Source organism: Micromonospora sp. NPDC049004, assembly GCF_040649315.1.
GTDB lineage: Bacteria > Actinomycetota > Actinomycetes > Mycobacteriales > Micromonosporaceae > Micromonospora.
In genome coordinates this window covers 713,483-735,977 of record NZ_JBEZFG010000001.1, presented here as the reverse complement: position 1 = coordinate 735,977, position 22,495 = coordinate 713,483, and the positions used below count along the sequence as shown (strand labels likewise).

The following is a 22,495-nucleotide window of genomic DNA, read 5'->3' as shown; positions in this document are numbered from 1 at the left end:
TTTGTGACCACGGTCACACACGCGAAGATCAACCGGCGGGCGGGCCCAGGCGTCATCGTGCCGTCCCGGGAGACGCCCGTGGCGGAGAGGACGATGTGCGACGACGTCAACGACGCGCCCTGACGGCCGGGGTGCTCGCGACAGCACTGGTCGCGGCGGGCCTGACGGCCAACCCGGCGAGCGCGCAGGTGCGGCCGGCGGCCACCGTCTCCGGCACGCCCAGCAGGCCCGGCACGCCCGGCACCTTCACGTTGATCACCGGCGACCGGGTGTCCGTCGACGCGGCCGGCCGCCCGGCGATCGAGCGGGGAACGGGACGGACCGCGATGCGGTTCGTGACCAGCCGCGAGGGTGGCCACCAGTTCGTCATCCCGGTGGACGCCATGCCGCTCCTGCGCGACGGGCGGCTCGACCGGCGGCTGTTCGACCTCACCACGCTCGCCGAGTTCGGCTACGACGACCGGGCGGCCGAGTTGCCGCTGCTGGTGGCGTACCCCGGAAAGAGCGCGGCGGGGGCGCGGACCGCTACCCTCGGAGGCGACGGGCGTGTGCGGGCCGACCTGCCCGCCGCCCACGCCCTCGCGGTGCGGGCTGGCCGCGACGAACGGGTGACGCTGTGGTCGTCGCTCACCCGGGGCACGTCGATGGCCCGCACGCTCACCGACGGGGTCAGCGCCATCTGGCTCGACGGCAAGCGGCGGGTGACGCTGGACCGCAGCGTGCCGCAGATCGGCGCCCCGGCGGCCTGGCAGGCCGGCTTCGACGGCACCGGCGTCACCGTCGGCGTGCTGGACACCGGCATCGACGCCACCCACCCCGACTTCGCCGGGCACCTCACCGAGGTCCGGGACTTCACCGGCGGCGGCGACCCCGCCGACGCGGTCGGGCACGGCACCCACGTGGCGTCGACGATCGTGGGCAGCGGCGCCGCGTCCGGTGGCCGGTACCGGGGCGTCGCGCCGGGTGCGAAGCTGCTCGTCGGCAAGGTCTGCGCCACCACCGAGTGCCAGGACTCGGACATCATCACCGGCATGCAGTGGCTCGCCCCGCAGACCAGGGTGGTCAACCTGAGCGTGGGCGGCGACGACGCGCCCGGCCTCGACCCCCTGGAGACGGCGGTGCAGGACCTCAGCCGCCAGTACGGCACGCTTTTCGTGGTCGCCGCCGGAAACGAGGGCAAGCCGAAGTCCGTGTCCTCGCCGGCGTCCGCCGACGACGCGCTCGCCGTGGCGGCCGTCGACGCCGACGACCAGCGGGCGTACTTCTCCAGCCGGGGCCCGCGCGTCGGCGACAATCACATCAAGCCCGAGATCAGCGCGCCGGGCGTCGACATCGTCGCGGCGGCCCCCGGCGGCGACTACGCCACCATGTCGGGCACGTCGATGGCCACCCCGCACGTGGCGGGCAGCGCCGCCATCCTCGCCGGCCAGCACCCCGACTGGACCGGCCCGCAGCTCAAGGCCGCGCTGATGGACTCGGCCAAACCGACCGGCGCGGACACCCTCTACGAGCAGGGCGCCGGCCGGGTCGACATCGCCCGCGCGGTCGCCCAGCCGGTCGCCGCCGACGTGGCCGCCATCGACTTTCCCGTCCAGCGCTGGCCACACGCCGACGACACCCCCGTCACCCGGGTCGTCGGCTACCGCAACACCGGCGCCGCGCCGGTCACCCTGTCGCTGACCGTCGCCCCCGCGCCGGCCGGCATGCTCACCGTCAGCCCGACCACGCTCGTGGTGCCGGCCGGCGGACGGGCCGAGGCCACGATCACCGTGGACACCCGGGTCGACGCCGCCGACGGCGTCTACCAGGGCGCGGTGGTCGCCACCGGCGCCGGCGACCTGCGGGTACGCACGCCGTTCGCCCTCAACCGCGAGATCGAGAGTTACGACGTCGCGCTCCCCCACACGGGTCGGGACGGGAAACCGGCCACCGAGTACACGACAGTCGCGGCGAACCTCACCACCGGCGAGTTCAGCACCCTCACCGCCGAGCCGGGCGGCGGCACGCTGCGGCTGCCCGTCGGCCGCTACGCGCTCTACAGCACCATCCACGAGGGAAGCGCCTCGACGCTGCTCGTCCAGCCGGTGCTGGACGTCCACGGCCCGGTGACCGAGGCCGTCGACGCCCGTACCGCCAGGCCCGTCGCACTGACCGTGCCGCAGCGCGACGCCGCGCCCACCGCGATCAACGTGAGCGCGAACTGGGACGACGGCTTGCGCTACCCGGGCGTGCAGCTCAGCGGGGTGTCGTTCGCGGACGTGTTCTTCGGCCGGATCGGACCCGCCGTCGCCGCCCCCGAGTTCGCCGCGACGCTCGGCGTCGGGCTCGGCCGCCCCGGTCGGGACGGGACCTTCCGCAACAGCCCCTACACGTACGACCTCGCCTACGTCCGCCAGGGCGACATGTTCACCGGCCTGTCGACGAAGCTGACGCCGAAGAACCTCGCCACCGTCGACGTGACCTACCGCCGCCAGTCGACAACGGCGACGGCGGTCCGCTTCCACCGCGCGGCGGCGACCGGTGGATCCGGCCCGATCGGGTCGCACACGCCCATCGACCTGCCCTTTCACGGCACGGAGTACTACAACACCGACGGCGGCCTCACCTGGACCTCCACGTTCGTCGAGGGCGACAACTCCACCACGCAGGAGTCGTCCCTCCAACCGGGACGGACGTACACCCAGACCTGGAATGCGGCACCGTTCGGCCCGTCGGTGACCCAGGCGCCGACCCTGAGCCCCCTGGGGTACGCGGGGCGCGACGGCGACACCATCTCGATCGCGTCGCTGCCGCTGTTCGGTGACGCGACGGGCCGCCCCGCCAGCCGCGACGACCTGCCGGTCGAGGTCCGGCTGTTCCGCAACGGCACCCGGATCGGCACGTCCGACAGTCCGTGGGCGGAGTTCACGGTGCCCGCCGGCAAGGCCGACTACCGGCTGGAGGCGACCGCCCGGCGCGGCACCCCGGACACGCTGTCGACGTCGGTCACGGTGGCCTGGACGTTCACCTCCGCGCACACCTCGGCACCGCAGCGGCTGCCCCTGACGACGGCGCGGCCGACGCCGACGCTCGACGACACCAACACGGCCCGGGCGGGCCGGATCATGGCCATTCCGGTGAGCCTGGACCGGCAGGCCGGCTCCTCGGCCGCGCCCAACCGGAAGCTCGGCGTCTCGGCGTCGTTCGACGACGGCAGGACGTGGGTCGCACTGCCGGTGGTGGGCGGCGCCGCGCTCATCGCGCACCCACGGCGGGCCGGTTTCGTGTCGCTGCGCGTGACGGCCACCGACACCGCCGGCAACACGGTGACGCAGACGGTGCTGCGGGCCTACCGGACCGCGTGAGCTGTGGCGTCCGGGGCGGCAACCGTCGCCCCGGACTCCCCGCTCGTGTCGCCGGCCGCCCGCCGTTCGGTCTCGGCGGCGTCGCCGCCGGCAGTCCGGCGGCTCTCAGGAGTCGGCCGGCACTCCGGCCTCGAGCTGGCCGATCATCGGCGCGAGGAGGTCGTTGAGCTCCCGGGCCAGCACCGTTACCGCCCTGCGCGCCGCGGCCGCCACCTGATCCTGCGGCCCGGCAGGCGCCGGCGGCAGCTCACCGAGCGGAACCGGCGCCTCGACCTGGAGCAGCGCGCGCAGGTGCGGGCGGCGCGTCACGTCCTGCTCCGACGGGGTCGTGTACTGGCCGAACATCCGCGGCCAGTCCTGCCAACCCCTGTCGCGTTGCCACTGCTTCGTCCAGGTCAGCTCCGCCGGCCAGCGCGAGATCACGGTCACCGCGCAGACCATTCCCCCGTCCCACGGGCTACGCGTGCAGGACGCCGACAGGATCCGCCGGTGCCAACGGACGTAGCCGGGCTCCAGCTCACCCGCGATGCGCCACGCGGTCGCCGCGAAACTCACCGGCGCGATGTCGTCCCAGCTGGGAGCGAACTCGTCGATCCGCCTCAGCACCTCGGCCTCGTAACGGCCACGACCGTCAACGCCGTGCTCCCGGTCGAAGTTCTCGTCGAGCCAGAAAGCGCGCGGTTCCGGCATGGTCATCCCCGTTCACAGCGGCCACCTCTTCGGACATCGTAGGGACCGCACGCTCCGCCGTGGCGCATGTTCGCTCTCAGCGGCACACTCCCGCCACCCGACGCCGGCCGGCTCCTCCACGCGGCTGCTGCTAGCGTGATCGGCTTCCACACCGTGATCACGGGGGAACGACCAGTCGCACGATTACGCCCAGGAGCAGGCCATCGACACCGCCGAGACGATCACCCTGTGGCGGCCCACCGGGCAGGCCGAACTCGACCTCGTGGCGGCGTCCGGGTGGCGTGCCTGGCCACCACGTCTTCCCGACCAGCCGATCTTCTATCCGGTGCTCAACCGCTGGTACGCCACGAAGATCGCGCGGGACTGGAACGTTCCCGCCGGGGGCGTCGGATACGTGACCCGGTTCGACGTCCAGCGGTCGTACCTGGACCGTTACGACGTCCACCAGGTCGGCGGCCGGGACGTCCTGGAGTACTGGATCCCCGCCGAGGAGCTTGACGCCTTCAACGACCACATCGTCGGCGCGATCGTCGAGGAGGCCGACTACCGCGGCCCGGTGGACGACCAGGAGTTCACCGACGCCGAGGTGGCGCTGGGTCGTGCTCTGCCCGCCGCCTGGCGCAGCTATCTGCAGGGTGGGTCGTGGTTACGACGAGGCTGGATGACCACCGGCACCTACGTCTGGCTCAACACGCCCCGCCAGACGATCGAGCTGGGGGACGTGTCGGGCGACGACACCCACCCGGGTATCGCGATCATCGGCGGTGACGGCGCCCGGGAGCAACTCGTGCTCGACCTGCGAAGCGAGACCATGCCGGTGCTGCTGGTGGACCTCACGAGCGGTGGCTGGGACAGCGCCGTCCGGCAGGCCGACGACGTGAGCGAGTTCGTCAGTCGCGTCGAGGCGGGCACCTTCGAATTCACCTTCGCCGTGTAGCGGCGAGTCGGACCGCGCCGTCAGCCGACGAACACACAGAAGGGGTGGCCGGCCAGGTCGGCGTACGCGTGCGAGGCTTGCGCGGTGACCGACTTTGACATCCGCGCGGCCACCCCGGCCGACGCCGACTTCCTGGTGGACATGCTCGTCGAGGCCGTCAACTGGCTACCCGAGCGCGACTGGCCGCGCGAGCGGATCCTGGCCGATCCCGCGCTGGCCCACTACGTCACGGGGTGGATGCGGCCCACCGACGTCGGTGTGGTCGCGGTCGGCCCCGCTCACCGGCCGCTCGGCGCCGCCTGGTTCCGCCACCTGAGCGCCGAAGATCCCGGCTACGGGTACGTCGCCGACGACGTGCCGGAGCTGACCATCGGAGTGCTCCGAGCCTGGCGAGGGCGGGGTGTCGGCCGGGCGCTGCTGCGCGCCGTCCTGGACGCCGCCCGGGACCGCGGCATCCGTACCGTGTCGCTGAGCGTGGAGCGGGCGAACGCGGCCGTCCGTCTCTACGCGTCCGAAGGGTTCCGCACGGTCGAGTCGTTCGAGAACGCGGACACCATGGTCGCCGAGGTCGGGGCCTGACTCTCGCGGCTCAGTCGAGGTGTTCGGCCAGCCCGACGATGATGCCCTCCGGGCCACGCACGTAACAGAGCAGGAAGATGTCCTCGTACCGCTCGACGTCGCCGACGAGTTCGGCCCCGTGGGCGCGCAGCCGGGCGATGACGTCCTCGATGTCGTCGACGGCGAACATGATCCGGCGAATCCCCAGCGTGTTCGCGGGCGCGTTCTCCGGTGCCTGGCTGATCGCCTTCGGCGTGTGGAACATCGCCAGCTCGACCTTGCCGTGACCGTCCGGGGTCCGCAGCATCGCCACCTCCTGCCGGACGTCGTCGATGCCGATCACACGCTCCACCCACCGCCCCTCGACCGGCCCCCTGCCCTCCAACTCCATGCCGAGTTCGACGAAGAACGCGATGACAGCGTCAAGGTCGTTGACAACAATGAGGACGTTGTCCATCCGCTGGATCGCCATGGGGGATCTCCTCGCTCTGGTGCGCCGCCGTGGTCGCATCCTCCCCTGAGACGAAGCCGCCAGGGCGTTCTCGACACGCAATGGCGGCCTGGTTGGCGGGTCGCATCCCCGGATCGGCCTACCGGGGTGATCTCAGCCCGAGCGCGCTGTGTTTGACGACCCCCGCGGGCAGGTCGGTGCGTCCCGACTCCTGAGTGGCCAGCGCCCCCAGCGCGGAGATGCGCCAACGAACACGTTCCACTTCTCGTCCATGTCGCGAGCCCGGTAACCGAGCGCGATCCGCTTCCACTGCTCGTCGGACCAGATCCGAGGCGGACGTGTCGCCACCGACATCGGCGCCACTATCGGCGAGACACGGCGCAGCGACGACCGGGTGACCGGGTCAGGTTCGATCATCAGCAGATCCTACGAGTCCCAACGGTGATCGCCGCCCGGCGTCCGGACTCCGGTTGCGGGCGTCCGATGTTACGTTCGCTGCCATGACGCGGCAGATCACGGCCGGCGAGTTCCACGCGGCCGAGGGTGTGCAGGACTGGCGCTCCCTGTACCACCTGGTCTCGGCCCACTTCCCCACCGGCTCGTTGACCGGGAGCATCGCTCTCGTCGAGGAGATCGGCCGGCTCGCCGACGAGGCCGAGCAGGAGATTCTGACCATCGACGTACGCGGCGCCGGCGTCACCGTGTCCCTGTCCCGGCGCGATGCCGGGCTGGCCCGGCGGATCTCGGCCGCCGCCAGGGAGCGGGGCCTCTCCGCCGATCCGACCGCCGTGCAGGTCATCAATCTCACCCTCGACGCGCTCGTCGGCGCCGACGTGCTGCCGTTCTGGCGTGCGGTGCTCGGCTACTCCCAGATCGGCGACGACTACCTCTACGACCCGTCGCGCCGCGGCCCCGGCTTCGGCGTACAGCAGATGGACGAGCCACGCCCGCAGCGCAACCGCATGCATCTCGACATCGCTGTTCCGCACGATCAGGCCGAGGCGCGCATCGCCGCCGCCTTGGCCGCCGGCGGCCACCTGGTCTCCGACGCGCACGCGCCAATGTGGTGGGTCCTGGCCGACGCGGAGGGCAACGAGGTGTGCGTCGCCACCTGGGTCGGCCGCGACCGCGCAGCGCCCTGAGCTGCGGCCCGAAGGCACGGGCCCCACCGCTTCGGGGTGCCCCATAGGGTCGGGGCATGACGCCAGCCCCTGCCGCCACCGCCTTCGACTCGCTCCGCCTCGACGCCGTGCCCGACCAGCAGACGCTGCGCCAGGCCTACGCCCTACCCAGCGAGGCGGCCGTACGGAAACAGATGACCGAACTCACCGCGCAGACCCGAACGTTGATCGGCTGCGCGTCTTTGGTCCTGGTCGCGAGCGTGGACGCCGAGGGCAACTGCGACGTCTCCCCGCGCGGCGGCCCCGCCGGGTTCGTGGCCGTCCTGGACGCACGGACGCTGGCGATACCGGACGCGACCGGCAACAAGCGCCTGGACACTCTGCAGAACGTCATCGCCACCGGACGGGCCGGACTGCTGTTCATCATCCCGGGGCGCTCCACGACGCTTCGGGTGAACGGCCGGGCCTGCGTCTCCACTCGCCCCGATTTGCTGTCACAGCTGACCGCCGTGGGCAAGCCGCCGGCCAGTGCGCTGGTGGTGGGAATCGACGAGGTCTACCCGCACTGCCCCAAGTCGCTCCTGCGCACCGGAGTCTGGGATCCGGAGCGGTGGCTGCCAGCGGACGCGCAGCCGACCTCGGCCGAGGTGACGCTGGCCCAGCTGCGGATGCCGGAGCTGACGATCGCCGACATCGAGCAGGCCGAGGCGGACGCGCTGAAGTACCGGTACGAGTGACAGGCCGCGCGCCGCGCGCCCGACCGTTACGGTGCACTCCCCGCCCACGGCAAGAGGACAACGATGGACAACCGGACGGACCCGATCGAGATCATCGCCCGGGTCTCAGAGAACGACGGCAAGCAACGCGCCTTCGAGGTCTGGCTCTACAAGGCCCAGAAGGAAGGCTGGCCCGTCACGGTGGACTCGACCGCCGTCGACCAGCCAGGCGACGGGTGCGGAGTCGTCGACATCGAGGGCCTGAAGTACCGGATCCGCCACGCGAAGCGAGTCCGGCAGCGAGTCGCCATCGTGCCGGCAGGGCGACATCTGATCGCCGCCGCCGCCAACCTGACCACGGGCGACTCCGACGGCATCACCTGGACCTGGGAGTTCGGTCACGCGGCCTGGGCTGAGCCGATGATCGAGGAACACTAACGCGGGCAGCATCGCCACCGAGCCGGTGGCACGCTCCATCCCCTTCGGCTCTGGCGAGTTTGTCCCATCCCTGTGCTCTACTCCCGCCATGCATGTCGTCGTCACGGGCGCACTCGTTGAAAACGGCTCGGTCCTGCTCGTACACCGCAGGCCTACCAAACGGGCCTACCCCGATGTCTGGGACCTGCCCGGCGGGCTGGTCGAAGCGGGTGAGTCGGAACTACAGGCCCTCGCGCGCGAGATGCACGAGGAACTCGGTGTGCACATCGTGACGGAGTCGGCCGCACGGCTGGGCGTCGTGCATGACGGCACTGGTGCGGACGCCCTTCACGCGGGCGTCTGGCACATCGGGGACTGGGCCGGCACTCCGACCAACCGCGCACCCGAGGAGCACGACGACATGGCGTGGTTCGCGATCAACGAGCTGGCCGGCCTTCCGCTCGCGCATGGCATCCTGGCGGCAATGGTCCATGCTTTGCCTGAGTTCGAGTGCGACCGCAGGCAGTCGGATGCCACCGACGGCGACCAGGACGACCGAGGAACAAGGTCCGCCTGTCGTGCCTGCGCTGGGACGGATTCGTCAGGCACGCGACAGGCCTAGGGTTTCCCGCGCCGCCGTAGCTGTCCCCGGTGGCTTTCGAGGCGTACGCGTCAGCCCGGTCTACGAGTCGTCCCGGCCCTGCCAGGTCGTCACACACGCCTCGTTACCCTCGATGTCGGCGAGGACCCAGAATGCGGGGGCATGGGACGCGGATACAAGTCGACCGCCGGCGGCCAGCGCGGCTTCGATCCGCCGTGGCGCCTCGTCGTGCGGGACACAGATGTCCAAGTGGATGCGATTCCGGTCCGGGCGTGGCTGATCCATGTGCTGAAACCAGATCGCCGGACCCTGCCCGACCGGGTCGACGATCGGATCCGTGGGACCGTCGGCTCCCGCCTCATCCGTGTAGCCCAGCACGGCCTTCCAGAACGGCCGGACCGCCGCGATGTCGAGCGCGTCGATAGCGATCTCCACCAGCTGGACCGACCGCGGCGCTCCCGTACCAATCTCAGGATCCGTCCGGAGCCCGACGATCCGCATCGCGGCGGAAAGCCGATGCGCGAGGTCGATGTCGCAAGCGGTAAGCGCCGCCTGATCCAACGACTGCAGAGTCAGGACCACCCGGTCCGGCCGGATGTCAGCGCGTAGGTGCCGATCGGCGTCGCTACCGCACGCCGCCACCGCGCGAGCCACCACCTCGGTTGCCTGGACCAATGAACCGACGGGAACCGAGGTGCGCAACGCGCCCAGCAAATACCGCCACCCCTGGTCGCTTACCGCGTCCGAGGCCGCCCGTCGCCCCAGTGTCCGTTCCATGTAGGCATCCTCACATGCGCGCCTGGAGGGGGAGTTCCGCACGCTGGCAAGTGCGGCGCCAGGAAGAAGACCGGCCAGCGTTGCGGGAACGCCACGGGTGGCGGTCGCTGCGCCGCCACCAGAACAGACGTGCGTGGCACGTAATGGGGAGGACGACCGTGAGCGCGCCTGGCAGGGTGAACTGGTGCCGGATATCGACCCAACTGACGCGGAGTACCTCCGCGAGATAGAGCTCCTTGCCAATGACGTCGTCGATCGGGCGCTGGACGAGGGCTGGCTGAGCTTTGATCCCGATCCTGACGATGCGACGCCTCTCCAGCGTGCCGTCAACGCGCTGGGACGCCAGCTGCGGCACTACCACTTCGAGGATGACGGCTGCGTCGAACCGGACGCCCCGCTGGTCGGTCTAGCCGGAGCACTCCTGGTTCGTCCCACGACCGTCCTGAGCGAGCAGGAGTACATCGACATCTGCGAGCGACTCGGCGTTGAGGCACGGCCGCAGGGGTGGGCGTTGTGGCACACCTGGGATCAGAAGGGCCGACGGATCACCATGGTCACGACGAGGATCAGCACCACTGAAGAAATGCTGCTGGTCTGGTCAAAAGGCCGCCATATGGTCCCGATCAAACCGCCACGTGCCGCGGTGGCAGCCACCGTCAGGGGTTGGCTTGGACCGGCGGTCGAATCTCCCGGATACGCGGCCGAGACGGGAGTAACGGAACGGGCCGTCGCTGGTTCCGTGCCACCGCGCGCGACAGGTGGGTCTACAACGGCCCCGTCGAGCCACAGATAGGAGGGCATCCAGCCGAATGTGTCACCCACGTCTTGAGACTGATCTGTCACGCGGGTCCTGAGACACGACATCGCTGACAGCCCGGCCGGCCCGGTCAGAGGCCGAGGCTGACCTGATGCTCGACCGTAATTGCAGGTCAGCGAGGCTGCGGCCGTCACTTGGCGTTGAAGTAGCTCGCCTCCGGGTGGTGGACCACGATGGCGTCGGTGGCCTGCTCCGGCATCAGCTGGAACTCCTCGGACAGCTCCACGCCGATCCGCTCTGACCCCAGCAGGTCCACGATCTTCGCCCGGTCCTCCAGGTCGGGGCAGGCCGGGTAGCCGAACGCGTACCGGCAGCCCCGGTAGTCGTTGCGCAGGATGCCCGCCAGGTCCGTCGGGTCGTCGTGGCCCAGCGGACGCCCGTCGGGCAGGGTCAGCTCGGCGCGGATGCGCCGGTGCCAGTACTCGGCCAGGGCCTCGGTGAGCTGCACGGACAGCCCGTGCACCTCCAGGTAGTCGCGGTACTCGTTGCGGGCGAACAGCTTCGCGGCGTACTCGCTGACGGGTTGCCCGACGGTGACCAGTTGCAGCGCGACCACATCGAGCTGGTCGCCCTTGGGCTTGAAGAAGTCGGCCAGGCAGAGCCGACGCTCCTGGCGCTGGCGGGGGAAGGAGAACCGGGCGCGCTCCGCGTGCCCGTTCTCGTCGAGCACCACCAGGTCATTGCCTTCGGAGTACGCGGGGAAGTAGCCGTACACCACGGCTGCCTCAAGGATCTGGTCGGCGATCAGCCGGTCCAGCCAGTACCGCAGGCGCGGGCGACCCTCGGTCTCCACCAGCTCGTCGTACGACGGGCCGTTGCCGCCGCGGGCGCCGTTGAGCCCCCACTGCCCGCGGAACGTGGCCCGCTCGTCGAGCAGCGCCGCGTAGTCGGCCATCGGCACACCCTTGACCACCCGGGTGCCGAAGAACGGCGGGGCGGGCACCTCCACGTCCAGCGCCACATCGGAGCGGACCGACGAGTCGTGCAGCTCCGGCAGGGACTCGGTGACCATGGACCGCTGTCGTTCCCGGCGGGCACGACGGGCCGCCAGGGCCGCCTCGCGCTCCGGGTCGATGACCGGGGCGCCGCCGCGCTTGGCGGTCATCACCTTGTCCATCAGGGACAGACCCTCGAACGCGTCCCGCGCGTAGTGCACCTGCCCGGGGAACATCGACCGCAGGTCGTCCTCGACGTACGCGCGGGTCAGCGCCGCCCCGCCGAGCAGGACCGGCCAGCGCTCCGCGACCCCGCGCGTGGCCATCTCGGCCAGGTTTTCCTTCATGATGACGGTGCTCTTGACCAGCAGCCCGGACATGCCGATCGCGTCGGCGCGGTGCTGCTCGGCGGCGTCGAGAATGGCGCTGATCGGCTGCTTGATGCCGATGTTGACGACCTCGTAGCCGTTGTTGGACAGGATGATGTCCACGAGGTTCTTGCCGATGTCGTGCACGTCGCCGCGCACGGTGGCCAGCACGATCCGGCCCTTGCCGCCGTCCTCGGTGGTTTCCATGTGCGGCTCCAGGTACGCCACAGCGGTCTTCATCACCTCGGCGGACTGGAGCACGAACGGCAGCTGCATCTGCCCGGAGCCGAACAGCTCACCGACGACCTTCATGCCGTCCAGAAGGATGTCGTTGATGATCGACAGCGGGGACCGGCCGCCGGCCATCGCCTCGTCCAGGTCGGCCTCCAGGCCGTTGCGCTCACCGTCGATGATGCGCCGCTTGAGCCGCTCGTCCAGCGGAAGCGCCGCCAGCTCCTGCGCCCGGGTGGCCCGCGCGCTTGTCACGTCGACGCCCTCGAAGAGCTCCAGGAAGCGCTGCACCGGGTCGTACCCCTCGCGACGCCTGTCGTAGACCAGGTCCAGCGCGACCTCGCGCTGCTCGTCGGGGATCTTCGACATCGGCAGGATCTTGCTGGCGTGCACGATTGCCGACGTCAAGCCGGCCTGCACGCACTCGTGCAGGAACACCGAGTTGAGCACCTGGCGGGCCGCCGGGTTGAGGCCGAAGGAGATGTTCGAGATGCCCAGGGTGAAGTTGACCCCCGGGTAGCGGGTGGAGATCTCCCGGATCGCCTCGATCGTCTCGATGCCGTCGCGGCGGGTCTCCTCCTGACCGGTGGCGATCGGGAACGTCAGCGCGTCGATCAGGATGTCGGCGCGGTCCATGCCCCACCGGCCGGTCAGGTCGTCGATCAGCCGCGCCGCGACCCGGACCTTCCACTCCTTCGTACGCGCCTGGCCCTCCTCGTCGATGAGCAGCGCCACCACGGCGGCGCCGTGCTCGCGCACGACAGGCATCACCCGCGCGTAGCGGGAGTCGGGGCCGTCGCCGTCCTCGAAGTTCACCGAGTTGACCACGCAGCGGCCGCCGAGCATCTCCAACCCGGCCTCCACCACGTTCGGCTCGGTGGAGTCCAGCATGATCGGCAGGGTGGACGCGGTGGCGAACCGGCCGGCCAGCTCGCGCATGTCCTGGGTGCCGTCGCGGCCGACGTAGTCCACGCACAGGTCCAGCAGGTGCGAACCGTCGCGCGCCTGGCTGCGGGCGATCTCCACACAGGCCCGCCAGTCACCGGCGAGCATCGCCTCCCGGAACGCCTTGGAACCGTTGGCGTTGGTCCGCTCCCCCACCATCAGCACCGACGCGTCCTGGGCGAACGGCACCGGGTGGTAGACCGACGAGACACCCGCCTCGTGCTGGGGCTCGCGCGCCGGGGCGGTGACGCCGTGCAGACGCTCGGCCAGCACCCGGATGTGCTCCGGCGTGGTGCCGCAGCAACCGCCGACGAGCCCCACGCCGTACTCGGTGATGAACCGTTCCAGAGCGTCGGCCAGCTCCACGGGAGTCAGCGGGAAGTACGCCCCGTCGGCGGTCAGCACCGGCAGGCCGGCGTTCGGCATCACCGACAGCGGGATCCGGGAGTGCTGCGACAGGTAGCGCAGGTGCTCACTCATCTCGGCCGGGCCGGTGGAGCAGTTGAGGCCGATCAGGTCCACCCCGAGCGGCTCGATCGCCGCCAGGGCCGCGCCGATCTCGCTGCCCACCAGCATCGTGCCGGTGGTCTCCACCGCCACGTGACAGATGATCGGCACCTGCTGCCCCAGCTCGGCCATCGCCCGCTTCGACCCGACGACCGCGGCCTTGACCTGCAACAGGTCCTGGCAGGTCTCGATGATCAACGCGTCCGCGCCGCCGACGATCAGACCGGCGGCGTTCTCCTGGTAGGCGTCGCGCAGGGTCGCGTAGCCGGCGTGCCCGAGGGTCGGCAACTTGGTGCCCGGCCCGATCGAGCCGAGCACGAACCGGGGCCGGGCCGGGGTGCTGGCCGCGTCGGCCGCCTCCCGGGCGATCCGGGCGCCGGCCTCGGCCAGCTCGCGGATGCGGTGCGGGATGTCGTACTCACCGAGGTTGGCCAGGTTGGCGCCGAAGGTGTTGGTCTCCACGCAGTCCGCGCCGGCGGCCAGATAGGCGTCGTGCACCCCCCGCACCACGTCGGGACGGGTCACGTTGAGGATCTCGTTGCACCCTTCGAGCCCGTCGAAGTCGTCGAGCGTGAGGTCAGCGGCCTGCAACATCGTGCCCATCGCCCCGTCGGCGATGAGGATCCGATCGGCCAGCACATCAAGCAACGAAGTCCGCACCCGTTCAGGTTAGTGCGGTCCTGCGCGAACCCGAGCGCCGTCCGGGCCCGATCCCATATTGTGTCGGGCGGATCACGCTGTCCGGTTCGCCGCCGTATGCCCGGTCGTGGACCGGGCGGACCGGCGCGGCCGACGGGCCGCATCCCTGCCCGGCACGTAGGCTGGCGGACGTGAAGGACAACAGGGACGCCACCGTGCACCACGGCCCGACGACCGGGCGCGGTCCCGGTGTCGGCCGCGACGAGCAGGGTGAGGTGACGGCGTGACCGAGTTCGACGGACTGCCGGTACTGCGGTCCCCCGTGGCCATTGCCGCATTCGAGGGCTGGAACGACGCCGCCGACGCGTCCACCGCGGCCGTCGAGCACCTGGAACAGGTCTGGAACGCGCGGCAGATCGCCGAGCTGGATCCGGAGGACTTCTACGACTTCCAGGTCAGCCGGCCCACCATCACCATGGCCGACGGGGAGACCCGCCGGGTGGAGTGGCCGACGACCCGGTTCATGGTCGCGAGCCCCGAGGGCACCGAGCGCGACGTGGTGCTGATCCGGGGCATCGAGCCGAGCATGCGGTGGCGGACGTTCTGCGAGCAGGTTCTGGAGATCTGCCACAGCCTGGAGGTGGAACGGGTGGTGCTGCTCGGCGCGTTGCTGGCCGACGTGCCGTACACCCGGCCGTTGCCGATCAGCGGCAGCGCCTCCGACGCGCAGGCCGCGGAGCGCTACCAGCTCACCCCGACCCGCTACGACGGGCCGACCGGCATCGTCGGCGTGCTGCACGACGCCTGCGCCCGCGCCGAGGTCGACGCGGTGTCGTTCTGGGTGCACGTGCCGCACTACGCCAACAACCCGCCCTGCCCCAAGGCCACCCTCGCACTGCTGCACCGGGTCGAGGAGGTCGTCGACCTGCCGGTGCCGATGGCCGACCTGGCCGAGGAGTCCGCCGAGTGGGAGCAGCGGGTGCGCAGCGCCGCCGAGCAGGACGCCGAGCTGGGCGAGTACGTCCGCGAGCTGGAGGAACGGGTCGGCGATGAGGGCATCACCCCGTTGACCGGCGACGAGATCGCGCAGGAGTTCGAGAAGTACCTGCGGCGTCGGGGCGGTTCGGCCGGCCCCACCGCCGGCTCCTGGTAGCACCGTCCACGGCGGGCCCTCGGACCTTTTGTGGTCCGGGGGCCCGTTTTGGCGTGTCCGGGGTGGCGTCGTCACACCCTCTACGGCATCCTAGGAACCTAGATGTGATCAAGGAGGCGGGTGTGCAGATCAATCCCGGCGCGGCCGAGTTCCCCCACCGGCAGATCGCCGCGCAGCTCAAGGCCCAGGTCCGCCGCGGTGACTGGGCGCCTGGCGAACGCCTACCGTCCATCCCGGCCATCGCCGAGATGTTCGGCGTCGCCAAGCAGACCGTGCAACGCGCCGTCGACCAGCTGCGGGTCGAGGGCATCCTGATCACCAAACCCGGCTCCGGTACGTACGTCCGGGGCACCCGGCGCCGACTCAACCGGCTCTCCCGGGGCCGGTACGGCGGTTTCCGGGGCTATCACACGGACCTGGCCGCCCGGTACCGCCAACAACTCGTCTCCGTCGGCCGCGCCCCCGCGCCCGCCGAGGTCGCCGACGCGTTCGGCGTCTCCGACGGCACGGACCTGCTCTGCCGCCGCCACCTCGTGCGCACCGACGACTCCCCCGTCGAGGTGGGCGCCTCCTGGTTCCTGCCCGCCGACACCGCCGGCACCTCGCTGGAGCGCGCCGAGGCGTTCGGCCGGCCGCTCTACCAGGAGGCCGAGGAGGCCACCGGCCGGCGGTACGTCTCGGCCACCGACACGATCAGCGCCCGCCAGCCCAGCCGGGAAGAGGCCGAGACCCTCCAGATCCGGCCCGACACTCCGGTCCTGCACCTGCTGCACGTCGCGTACGACGCGAACCGCAAGCCCATCGAGGTGGCCCAGGCGACCTGGCCCGGCCCGATGACCACCCTCACCGAGGAATACAAGATCCCCGGCCCAACCCCCGACCCGGAGCCCGACCCCGGCCTGGTCCTAGGCTGACCCTGCTCCCACCCCACGCCCCGCCCCGCCCCGCCCCGCCGATCTTGCACTTTCGGTCGCCACTTTGCCCCGATAGGGAACCTTCGTCACGACAGCAAGTGCAAGATCGACGCAGAGGTGTGGCGGTCGCGTCATCGATCATGGAGTTGTGGTGCTTCGCATAGCGGGCGCAGCACCGCGCACCGGCCACCACAACTCCATGATCGACGCCCCCACGGGCGCGCGAGGCGCCCCCACGGGCGCGCGAGGCGCCCCCACGGGCGCGCGAGGGCTCGCGGGGGCGGGCTGCTGTTAGAGGTGGATGCCCAGGAGGGCGTCGACCGTCTTGGCGAACAGGGTCGGGGCTTCGGTGTCGTCCGTGGTGCCGGACAGGGTCGCGTCGGCCCAACGGTCGGCCACGGCCAGGGCACCCGGGGTGTCCAGGTCGTCGGCCAGGCGTTCGCGTACTCCGGCCAGCAGCTCGGCCCCGGACGGCCCGGCGGGCGCGGCGGCGGCCCGCCGCCAGCGGTCCAGGCGCTCCTGCGCGGCCGTGAGCAGCTCGTCGGTCCACGTGCGGTCGCCGCGGTAGTGCCCGGAGATCAACGCAAGCCGGATCGCCATCGGGTCGACCTTGTCGGCGCGCAGCCGGGACACGAAGACCAGGTTGCCGCGCGACTTGGACATCTTCTCGCCGTCCAGGCCGATCATCCCGGCGTGGACGTAGTGCTCGGCGAACGGCGCCTGGCCGGTGAGCCGCTCGGCGTGCGCGGCGGACGCCTCGTGGTGCGGGAACAGCAGGTCGTTGCCGCCGCCCTGCACGTCGATCCGGTCGCCGAGCAGGTTCAGCGCGATGACCGCGCACTCGATGTGCCAACCGGGGCGGCCCGGGCCCAGCTCCCCGCCCGGCCAGGACGGCTCACCCTCGCGGGCGCCACGCCACAGCAGCGGGTCGAGGGGGTCGCGCTTGCCGGCGCGGTCCGGGTCACCGCCGCGCTCGGGGAAGATCTCCAGCATCTGCTCGCGGGTCAGGTTGGACTCGTAGCCGAACCGGCCGGTGGCGGAGATGTCGAAGTAGACGTCGCCGGTGCCGTCGTCGAGGCGGTACGCGGCGCCGTCCTTGAGCAGCACCTCGACCTTGTCGGCGATGTCCGGGATCGACTCGACGGCGCCCACGTAGTGCTCCGGCGGGATGATCCGCAGCGCCTCCATGTCCTCGCGGAACAGCGCCGTCTCCCGCATCGCCAGGACCACCCAGTCCTCGCCGTCGCGGGCGGCCCGCTCCAGCAGCGGGTCGTCGATGTCGGTGACGTTCTGCACGTAGCGCACCTGACGGCCGGCGTCCCGCCACATCCGCTGCACCAGGTCGAACGTGATCATGGTGGCGGCGTGGCCGAGGTGGGTCGCGTCGTACGGGGTGATGCCGCAGACGTACATGCTTCCCGCGTCGGCCGGCTCGCTCGGGTGGACACCCTGCCGCGCCGAGTCGTACAACGCCAGCGGCTCGCCCCTGCCCGGCAGCCGTGGCACCTCGTGTCCCGCCCAAGACTCCATGGCCTCAGCCTAACCAGCCCTCAGGCGGCACCGGGCCGCCCCACGGGTGATCAAGATGACAGCGGGTCACATGGGCGGCCAGGGCACCGCCGGCCAGTCCTCCGGCGGCTGCGGGAAGCGCCCGGTCTTGCGCAGGACGTCGATGCGAGTGGCCAACTCGGCGATCTCGCTGATCGTCAGGTGATCGGCCAACTCGTCGCCGAGCGCCCCGGCGACCTGCTCGGCGAGCCCGTCGAGCATCTCCACGGCGTCCGGCGGCAACTGCTTGCCCGCCCAGCCCCACAGCACCGTCCGCAGCTTGCCCTCGACGTGGAAGCTCACCCCGTGGTCCACGCCGTAGATCCGGTCGTCCGCGCCGACCAGCACGTGGCCGCCCTTGCGGTCCGCGTTGTTGATCACCGCGTCGAGCACCGCGAGCCGGGCCAGCCGGGGGTCGTCGGCGTGGGCGAGGGCGTACGCGACGCCGTCGTCGTCCCGCGCCGCCGCGATGGGGTGCCAGCGGGGCGGCAGCTCGTCGGCCGGCACGAACCCGACGAGCGGCTCGGCGTCGGCCGGCTCGTCGATCCAGAGCTGGCACGAGCCGGGGCCGAACGGACCGTCACGCAGCACGGTGGGTGGCACCAGGCCCCAGCCGGTGGCGTCGGAGACCAGGAACGCCGACACCTCCCGCCCGGCGAGGGTGCCATCCGGGAAGTCCCACAGCGGCCGCTCGCCGCGCACGGGCTTGTAGACACAGCGGGCCGTGACGCCGTCGAGGGTCAGGATGCCCCGCAGGGTGGTGTTCGAGGCGTCGACCAGCCGGCCCTCCAGGTCGAGCGTGCCGTCGCGCAGCAGCCGCAGCGCGGCGTCACCGTCGCGCAGGGGTTCGAGGCCGGACAAGGTCACCGGTGGTAACCGTTGTGCCGCGGGCACAGGTGCCCGGCGGGATCCAACGGCTGGCCGCACAGGGGGCACGGCGGCCGGCCCGCGTTGACCACGCGCCGGGCCCGCTCGATGAACTGGCGGGTGGCCTGCGGGGTGAGCCGGACCCGGAGCCGGTCCAGGTCCTCGTCCGGCTCCTCGTCCTCGTCCTCGTCGTCTTCGTCGTCCTCGTCGCCCAGCTCGACCTCGGGCTCCACCTCGCCGGCGGCGATCGCCTCGATCACCACGGTCGCGGTGTCCACGTCGAAGGCCAGCCCGAGGGTCCCGACCCGGAACTCCTCGTCGACCGGAGTGTCCAGCGGCTCGTTGTCGCCGATCACCGGCGCCAGTTCGGGCAGGTCCACCCCGAAGCGACGCTGCGCCTCGGTGAGCAGCTCCTCCAGCTTCTCGGCGAGCAGGGACACCTGGACCTTCTCCAGCGCGACGCTGACCAGCCTGCCGCCGCCGCGGGCCTGCAGGAAGAACGTGCGCTCCCCCGGCGGCCCGACGGTCCCGGCGACGAACCGCTCCGGCGGTTCGAAGGCGTGCACCTGGTGGGTCATACCCACGACCCTATCCGGCCCGCCATGGCATCGCGCACCCCACCGACCCTAATCACCGTGCTGCTCGCCACGCCCGGCGTACCACCCCTCGCGCCCGGGCGTGGCGGACGCCGGCTCACCGGCCGGCCCCCGCGCCGCCACCCACCGGCGCGTCGGAGTCGGCGGCGCTCGCCGCCGCCCGGGTCGCCCGGCGGCGCTTGCGGGGCGGCGGCGCCAGTGCGCCCAGGTCGCCACCGGTGTCGTTGAGCCGCAGCAGGAACGGCCGCAGCGGGGTGTACCGGATCGCCGTCACCGACGCCGGGTCGGCCACGATCCGCTGAAAAAGATCAAGGTGTACGCCGAGCGCGTCGGCCACGATCGCCTTGATCACGTCGCCGTGGCTGCACGCCAGCCAGACCGCCTCCGGGCCGTGCTCGGCAGTGATCCGGGCATCCCAGGCCCGCACCGCCGCGACCGCCCGAGCGGCCATCGCCGCCATCGCCTCACCCTCGGGGAAGACCGCGGCGCTCGGGTGCTGCTGGACGACCGGCCAGAGCGACTCCTTCGCCAGCTTCTTCAGTGGCTGCCCCTCCCAGGCTCCGTAGCCACACTCGATCAACCCGTCCTCCACGATCGGGGCGGCGTCGGGCAGCGCCAGCTCCAGGGTCTGCCGGCACCTGATGAGCGGGCTGGTCACCACCGCGGCCAGCGGCACCCGCCGCAGGCGCTCGCCGACCGCCGCCGCCTGGGCCCGGCCCGTCTCGTCCAACTCGACCGGCTGGCGGCCGGCCAGGCCGCCGTCGGCGTTCGCGGTCGTCCGGCCGTGTCGCAGAAGCAGAAGGGTCGCCACGGGGACCACCCTATGACCTGCGCCCGACCGGACGTCGCCGTCGGGCGGGGGCGCGTCCGGGCCGCTGCGGTCGGGCTGGACGAAAAGGGGATGAAGCAGCAGCGTGACCGTAAAATACGGGATGCCTGGCGTGTCCGGGTCCGCGCTACCGGAGGTGGGGAACGCGATGGGCGACTCGACCTCCGGACAGCAGTCGGACCCGCAGGACGCGTCCCGGGAGTTCCGGTACCCGCTGCTGGTCCTCGCCCTCACCACCGGGATCGCCGGCTTCGTGGACGCCTTCGCGTTCCTGCGCTACGGCGCGTTCGTCGCCAACCAGTCGGGCAACGCCGTCCTGCTCGGCATCGGCCTGGCCGGGCGGCACGCCGCCTGGCCCGAGTCGGCGGCGTCACTGATCGCGTTCGCCGCCGGGACGGGCGTGGTCTCCCAGGTACGGGCGGCACCCAGCCGTTGGTCGCCGTCCTACCGGGGCCTCGGGTGCGCCGTGGTCGCCCTGGCGCTCTGGGCGGTTCTGAACGTCCTGCTGCACTACGGCCGCCACGGCGGGTGGCCACGGATCGCGCTGGCCGCCGCCGGCGGTCTCGCCATGGGCGCCCTGGCGACCCTGTTCGTCCGCACCGCCGGGATCACCACCGCCATCACCTACCAGTCCGGCACGGTGGACAAGATCGGTGAACGCATCGGTCGTTGGTTGGCCGGACCGGACACCGGCAGGAGGCGGGCCCGCCACGGCACCTTCCTCGGGCTCCTGGCCCTGACCTGTTACGCCGCCGGTGGTGGCCTCGGCACGATGGCGCAGGAACAACCCCTCTGGGTGCCGGCGTGGGGAGCGCTGGGCCTGTCCGCCCTCGCGTTCCTGGTCCGCTCCGGACGGGCCCGCACCTGACCTCAGCGCACGTCGGTCGCGAGCTGGACGTCCTGCACGAAGCCGTCCGACCGCTCGGCGCCGTACCGACCCAGCACGTCCAGCACCGCGGGCACCGCCTCGCGCTCCACCACCACCTCGACCCGGGCCCGGCCCACGAGATCCTGGTCCTGCCAGTAGCCCCGGGGCAGCGAACGGGCTGTCGGTTCGGCGGTGGAGACCGTCGCGTCGGAGAGCACGATGGAGGTGGCTCCCGCGCCGACCAGGGCGTCGCGAAGCTCCCGGGTCGTCGGCAGCAGCGTCGGGTTGACCGTCGCGGTGACCAGCCGGGCGTTCTGGACCGGCCGGGTGGGACGTTCGGCGGCGCGTCCCGCTCCCGGCTGGCGGCGTTGCGGCGCCCCGCTGCCGTTGAGACCCGCCACGCCGCCCAGGTGGTAGGCGTCGGCGTCCTGTTGGGCGTGGTCGAGGTTGTCCTGCACGTCGGCGGGGGCACGCAGCCCGAGCACGGCCTGCACCGCGGCGGCGATCGCCCAACTGAGCACGAACGAGAACGCCACCACGGTGACCACGCCGACGATCTGGTGCCACAGCAGGGATCCGCCGCCGCCGAAGAACAGGCCGTCCTTGCCGAGCGGGTTGACGCCGCTGTCGCCGAAGAAGCCGACCAGCAGCGAGCCGAGCATTCCGCCGACGAAGTGGACCGCGAGGACGTCCAGCGCGTCGTCGAGCCGCAGCAGGTACTTCAACCGCAGCGCGAAGTGGCAGACGAATCCCGCGATCGCGCCGATGGCGATGGCGGAGACCGTGTTGACGTACCCGGCGGCGGGGGTGACCGTCGCGAGCCCCGCGACCGCGCCGGAGACGCCGCCCACGACGGTGCTGTGGCCGTCCTTCACCCGCTCCGCGACCAGCCAGACGAGCATTCCGGCGGCGGCCGCGAGATGGGTGTTGATCAGCGCCTGGGCGGCCAGACCGTTGGCCTGGAGTCCGTCGCCGCCGTTGAACCCGAACCAGCCGAACCAGAGGATGCCCGCGCCCAGGATGGTCAGCGGGATCGAGTTGGGCGGGGAGGCGGTGCGTGGCCAACCGCGCCGGCGTCCGACGACCAGCAACGTGCCCAGCACGGCGGCGCCCGCCGAGGCGTGCACGACCATCCCACCGGCCCAGTCCTGGGCGCCCAACCTGGCCAGCCAACCGTCGGGGTGCCAGAGCCAGTGCGCGACCGGCGCGTAGACCACGATGGACCAGATCGCCAGGAACGCGACCCAGCCGGCGAACTTGAGCCGGCCCGCCGTCGCGCCGGTGACGAGCGCGGGGGTGATCACCGCGAACATCATCTGGTACGCGACGAACGCCAGGGTCGGTATGGTCACCTGACCGGCGATGACGTGCAGGTGGGGCGCGGGCGGCACCCTGAGGTCGGTCAGGCCGAAGAGTTCGAGGTTGCCGAAGAGGCCGGTGCCGGCGTCGTCACCGAACGCGATGGTGTAGCCCACCAGGACCCAGGTCAGGCTGACCACGCCCAGCGCGATCATGTTCTGCTGGAGCATGGCGAGCACGTTGCGGGTGCGGACCATCCCGCCGTAGAAGGCGGCCAGGCCGGGAGTCATGAACAGCACCAGGCCGGCGCAGACGAGCACCCAGGCGGTGTCGCCCGAGTTCACCGCTTCCTGAGCGAGCATGGGAG

Annotated in this window: 19 protein-coding genes and 1 pseudogene; 11 read left to right on the top strand and 9 right to left on the bottom strand. The window is 71.6% G+C overall.

Annotated elements, in window-relative coordinates:
- Positions 1-95 precede the first annotated feature (95 nt).
- Entirely contained in the window at positions 96-3,344 is a 3,249-nt protein-coding gene (locus tag AB0B97_RS03270) for a S8 family serine peptidase (protein WP_357490230.1), read from the top strand.
- Between the two features lie 105 nt (positions 3,345-3,449).
- Here the strand turns inward: AB0B97_RS03270 and AB0B97_RS03265 are convergent, their stop codons facing one another.
- Entirely contained in the window at positions 3,450-4,034 is a 585-nt protein-coding gene (locus tag AB0B97_RS03265) for a hypothetical protein (protein ID WP_357490228.1), read from the bottom strand.
- 202 nt (positions 4,035-4,236) lie between these two features.
- Between AB0B97_RS03265 and AB0B97_RS03260 the strand changes: the two are divergent.
- Positions 4,237-4,563, top strand: a pseudogene (locus AB0B97_RS03260) (ADP-ribosylation/crystallin J1); the annotation flags it as partial.
- 492 nt (positions 4,564-5,055) lie between these two features.
- Positions 5,056-5,550, top strand: a complete 495-nt coding sequence (locus tag AB0B97_RS03255; RefSeq protein ID WP_357490226.1) for a GNAT family N-acetyltransferase — start codon at positions 5,056-5,058, stop codon at positions 5,548-5,550.
- 10 nt (positions 5,551-5,560) lie between these two features.
- On the opposite strand, the gene AB0B97_RS03250 is transcribed toward AB0B97_RS03255, so the two are convergent.
- Entirely contained in the window at positions 5,561-6,001 is a 441-nt protein-coding gene (locus tag AB0B97_RS03250; protein ID WP_357490224.1) for a VOC family protein, read from the bottom strand.
- A gap of 479 nt (positions 6,002-6,480) precedes the next feature.
- Between AB0B97_RS03250 and AB0B97_RS03245 the strand changes: the two genes are divergently transcribed.
- The 4 genes from AB0B97_RS03245 to AB0B97_RS03230 all read left to right on the top strand — a co-directional run bounded on the left by AB0B97_RS03245 (position 6,481) and on the right by AB0B97_RS03230 (position 8,856).
- Positions 6,481-7,122, top strand: coding sequence for a VOC family protein (locus AB0B97_RS03245; protein ID WP_357490222.1), 642 nt, complete (start codon positions 6,481-6,483; stop codon positions 7,120-7,122).
- Between the two features lie 56 nt (positions 7,123-7,178).
- Positions 7,179-7,838 (top strand): MSMEG_1061 family FMN-dependent PPOX-type flavoprotein, encoded by a 660-nt coding sequence (locus AB0B97_RS03240; protein WP_357490220.1) that lies wholly within the window; start codon positions 7,179-7,181, stop codon positions 7,836-7,838.
- Positions 7,839-7,901: 63 nt separating this feature from the next.
- Complete coding sequence (locus AB0B97_RS03235) at positions 7,902-8,255, top strand: hypothetical protein (RefSeq protein ID WP_357490218.1); 354 nt, start codon at positions 7,902-7,904, stop codon at positions 8,253-8,255.
- Positions 8,256-8,343: 88 nt separating this feature from the next.
- On the top strand, positions 8,344-8,856 hold the full coding sequence (locus AB0B97_RS03230; protein ID WP_357490216.1) for an NUDIX domain-containing protein: 513 nt from the start codon (positions 8,344-8,346) through the stop codon (positions 8,854-8,856).
- 60 nt (positions 8,857-8,916) lie between these two features.
- Here AB0B97_RS03230 and AB0B97_RS03225 read toward each other — a convergent pair whose 3' ends face one another.
- Positions 8,917-9,612, bottom strand: coding sequence for a VOC family protein (locus AB0B97_RS03225; RefSeq protein WP_357490214.1), 696 nt, complete (start codon positions 9,610-9,612; stop codon positions 8,917-8,919).
- A 184-nt stretch (positions 9,613-9,796) separates the two neighbouring features.
- Here AB0B97_RS03225 and AB0B97_RS03220 point away from each other — a divergent pair, with 184 nt between their 5' ends.
- Entirely contained in the window at positions 9,797-10,405 is a 609-nt protein-coding gene (locus AB0B97_RS03220) for a hypothetical protein (protein ID WP_357490213.1), read from the top strand.
- A gap of 154 nt (positions 10,406-10,559) precedes the next feature.
- On the opposite strand, the gene metH is transcribed toward AB0B97_RS03220, so the two are convergent.
- The gene (metH, locus tag AB0B97_RS03215) at positions 10,560-14,075 is read right to left on the bottom strand and encodes a methionine synthase (RefSeq protein WP_357490211.1); all 3,516 of its coding nucleotides are present in this window, start codon (positions 14,073-14,075) and stop codon (positions 10,560-10,562) included.
- Between the two features lie 262 nt (positions 14,076-14,337).
- Between metH and AB0B97_RS03210 the strand changes: the two genes are divergently transcribed.
- Complete coding sequence (locus tag AB0B97_RS03210) at positions 14,338-15,207, top strand: PAC2 family protein (protein WP_007459801.1); 870 nt, start codon at positions 14,338-14,340, stop codon at positions 15,205-15,207.
- 122 nt (positions 15,208-15,329) lie between these two features.
- A complete protein-coding gene (locus AB0B97_RS03205) occupies positions 15,330-16,121 on the top strand; it encodes a GntR family transcriptional regulator (RefSeq protein WP_234581998.1) in 792 nt (263 codons plus the stop codon).
- 291 nt (positions 16,122-16,412) lie between these two features.
- Here the strand turns inward: AB0B97_RS03205 and mshC are convergent, their stop codons facing one another.
- From mshC to AB0B97_RS03185, 4 genes are all read right to left on the bottom strand, one after another.
- Positions 16,413-17,651: a cysteine--1-D-myo-inosityl 2-amino-2-deoxy-alpha-D-glucopyranoside ligase gene (mshC, locus tag AB0B97_RS03200; RefSeq protein ID WP_357490209.1), complete on the bottom strand. Its 1,239-nt coding sequence runs from the start codon at positions 17,649-17,651 to the stop codon at positions 16,413-16,415.
- Positions 17,652-17,717: 66 nt separating this feature from the next.
- Positions 17,718-18,536: an SCO1664 family protein gene (locus AB0B97_RS03195; protein WP_357490207.1), complete on the bottom strand. Its 819-nt coding sequence runs from the start codon at positions 18,534-18,536 to the stop codon at positions 17,718-17,720.
- Positions 18,533-19,114 carry a DUF3090 domain-containing protein gene (locus tag AB0B97_RS03190; protein WP_234582001.1) on the bottom strand — a complete coding sequence of 194 codons (582 nt, stop codon included), beginning with the start codon at positions 19,112-19,114 and terminating at the stop codon, positions 18,533-18,535. Before AB0B97_RS03190 ends, AB0B97_RS03195 begins: the two co-directional genes overlap by 4 nt.
- 115 nt (positions 19,115-19,229) lie before the next feature.
- On the bottom strand, positions 19,230-19,952 hold the full coding sequence (locus tag AB0B97_RS03185; RefSeq protein ID WP_357490206.1) for an MSMEG_4193 family putative phosphomutase: 723 nt from the start codon (positions 19,950-19,952) through the stop codon (positions 19,230-19,232).
- A gap of 157 nt (positions 19,953-20,109) precedes the next feature.
- On the opposite strand from AB0B97_RS03185, the gene AB0B97_RS03180 reads away from it, so the two are divergent.
- Positions 20,110-20,829: a YoaK family protein gene (locus AB0B97_RS03180; RefSeq protein WP_357490204.1), complete on the top strand. Its 720-nt coding sequence runs from the start codon at positions 20,110-20,112 to the stop codon at positions 20,827-20,829.
- 2 nt (positions 20,830-20,831) lie between these two features.
- On the opposite strand, the gene AB0B97_RS03175 is transcribed toward AB0B97_RS03180, so the two are convergent.
- Positions 20,832-22,490, bottom strand: a complete 1,659-nt coding sequence (locus tag AB0B97_RS03175; RefSeq protein WP_357490203.1) for an ammonium transporter — start codon at positions 22,488-22,490, stop codon at positions 20,832-20,834.
- Positions 22,491-22,495 lie beyond the last annotated feature (5 nt).